We start from the raw sequence: 2,668 nt of genomic DNA, 5'->3' as shown, positions 1-2,668 counted from the left end.
TAGCACTGACGCTATACAGAAAAACTGGAAACAAGATTGGAGAGGCAAACGCACTCTATGACATCGGCGAGGTCTACCGTGAATCCGGCGAACCTCAGAAAGCGCTAGAGTTCTACAACCAGGCACTGATACTGTACCGAGAAACCGGAAACAAGCAGTTTGAGGCCAATATACTCTACAACATCGGCTTAGTCTACAGGAACATCGGCCCGCCTCAGAAAGCGCTTGAGTTCTACACACAGGCACTGGCAATCTATCGCGCCATTGGAAATAAGCAGGATGAGAGCGACACGCTCAACGGCATTGGCAACGTCTATAAGAACACCGGCGAACCTCAGAAAGCGCTAGAGTTCTACAACTTAGCACTGAAGCTATATAGAGAAACTGGAGACAAGAGTGGAAAGGCAGACACGCTCAACAATATTGGCCTCGTCTACAGTAACACCGATCAGCTATCGAAGGCGCTGGAGTTCTACAACCAAGCCCTGATGCTGTACCGAGAAGCTGGAAATAAGAAAGACGAAGCCAAAACTCTCAACCGTATCGGCAATGTCTACTCGGACACTGGTCAGCCCCAGAAGGCGCTGGAGTTCTTCAACCAGGCACTGACACTATACCGAGCCGTTGGAGACAAGGGGGGAGAGGCCGACACGCTTAGTAACTTGACGATCATCGAGAAGAAACTCAAGAAGACCGACCAAGCCGAGGCGCACTATGCCCAAGCCGTCGCTCTCTATGAAACTCTGCGCGAAAACCTGGGAGGGTTCTCGGAATCAAAGTCTGCTTTCCTTGGTTCCATAATTGGCACCTACTACGACTATCTCAACCTCTTGATGGATCAGGGCAAGATCATCACCGCCTTCGAGATCGCACAGAAGACTAAGGCGCGATCCCTCCTAGATCTCATGGCATCTGGACGCGTCGACTTAAATGCTGAACTGACCCCGGAGGAGAAGCAACAAGAGCAAGCGCTTCGCCAGAAGGCAAATTTCCTTAACGCACAGATGATCAATGAGGGAGTCCAGAACAAGGTCGGGGCAAAGAAGCGATTCGCAGCACTCAAAGAAGATCTCAAGAAGACCGAGGACAAGCTACAGACCCTTACAGACACGCTCTACGCACGCCATCCCAGCCTTGCACAGAAACGCGTTGCCAAGACAGCTACCCTAGAAGACATGGCAAAGCTCCTGCCCCCCGACACGGCCCTGCTAGACTACATCGTGGTTTCTCAGGAGAAGCTGGCTCTGTTTGTTATCGTGCAGGGCAAAGTCAAAGCATTCACTCTCCCCTTTACCTACAAGAGCCTCGTCACCAAAGCCTCGCTGTTTCGTGCTGCCTGTACCGATCCGCGCAAAGACTACAAACAAGCAGCGAGGGAACTCTACAAACTGCTCGTGTCTCCCGCGGCCAAGCACCTCATGGGTATCAAGCGTCTGGTGATTTGCCCAGATGGTGCGCTGTGGGACATTCCCTTCCAGGCACTGCTCTCTGGTGGACAGTTTCTGACGCAGCGCTTCGAGCTTGCCTATGCCTACAGCGCTACGGGAGTGCAAGCTGCCTTGACACAAAAGGCGCAGCGCAGGAAGCCCAGCCAAATGCTCCTAGCCCTTGCCAATCCAGACTTCGGTTCGTCCAAACGCTTCGGCGATTTGGACGACCTTCCGGGACAGCGCCCTATTATCGGCCCAGATCGCCCTATTATCGGCCCAGATCGCGGTCCTTCTTCCCAAATGGATCGCATCTTAACGCGTGGCAAGACGATTGCGGCACTTCCCGGCACCCAACGTGAAGCCGATGTCCTCAAGGAACACTTTCCCAGCGCCATGATCCTGACGGACAAGAATGCACAAGAGAGTATTGCTAAGGCAGAATCGGGCAAGTACCGCTACCTTCACTTTGCGACGCACGGTTTCTTCAACGATGCCAGCCCACTACTCTCCTCCCTCGTGCTGGCTCAGCCAAGCACTGGCAGCAAGGACGATGGCTTTCTCACGGCACGGGAAATCTTTGATATGGATCTCTCCGCGGAGCTGGTGGTTTTATCTGCTTGTAATACTGGGCGTGGCGTTCAGCGCACGGGCGACGGTGTGATTGGAATGACTTGGGCACTGTTTGTCGCGGGCTGTTCCACACAGGTCGTGAGCCAGTGGAGTGTAAACGATGCCAGCACGGCCACACTGATGCGCAGCTTCTACGGGAACTTGGTAACGCGCAAGCTGAGCAAGGGGGCAGCACTAAGGCAAGCCTCACTCAGCCTGATGCAAGACCCCAAGCACTCGCATCCCTATTACTGGGCACCGTTTGTCCTCATGGGGGATTGGAGATAGGCATTGGAAATAGAACAGGCTCATATTACCAACGTCTAGTTGCTTACCGAACATCCTCTTGAAGGTTCCAATTGGGATCAGGTATACTTGAGCGAGATGCATCGTCGATTGCTTCCAGTCCTGTTGATTGCCTTAGCCGGGTGCGGCTCTCGCAGTCTAAGCCCTATAAATTCGTACCAGGGTAACTATAATGCCAGTGCCACGTTACCAGATGCAACGCCTGTCAGCCTTTCGTTTACGGTTCCTAGTACTGGGGCGGTAAAGGGGAGAGCGATCATTGGACCCGATCGCCGAACCCTCACTTTTACGCCGAGTCTCTTGGGTAGTTGCGATTCCACTAC

1 protein-coding gene is annotated in these 2,668 nt (G+C 53.4%); it reads left to right on the top strand.

Features of this window, described 5'->3' with window-relative positions; genetic code table 11:
• Nucleotides 1-2,327 (top strand): CHAT domain-containing protein (locus ACH2EH_RS25520; RefSeq protein WP_395146241.1); only part of this gene is annotated, 2,327 nt, incomplete at its 5' end.
• Nucleotides 2,328-2,668: the final 341 nt, after the last annotated feature.

This window comes from Armatimonas sp. (assembly GCF_043760365.1).
Classification (GTDB): domain Bacteria; phylum Armatimonadota; class Armatimonadia; order Armatimonadales; family Armatimonadaceae; genus Armatimonas.
The sequence above is the reverse complement of the archived record's forward strand: the minus strand, read 5'-3'. Positions and strand labels throughout refer to the sequence as shown.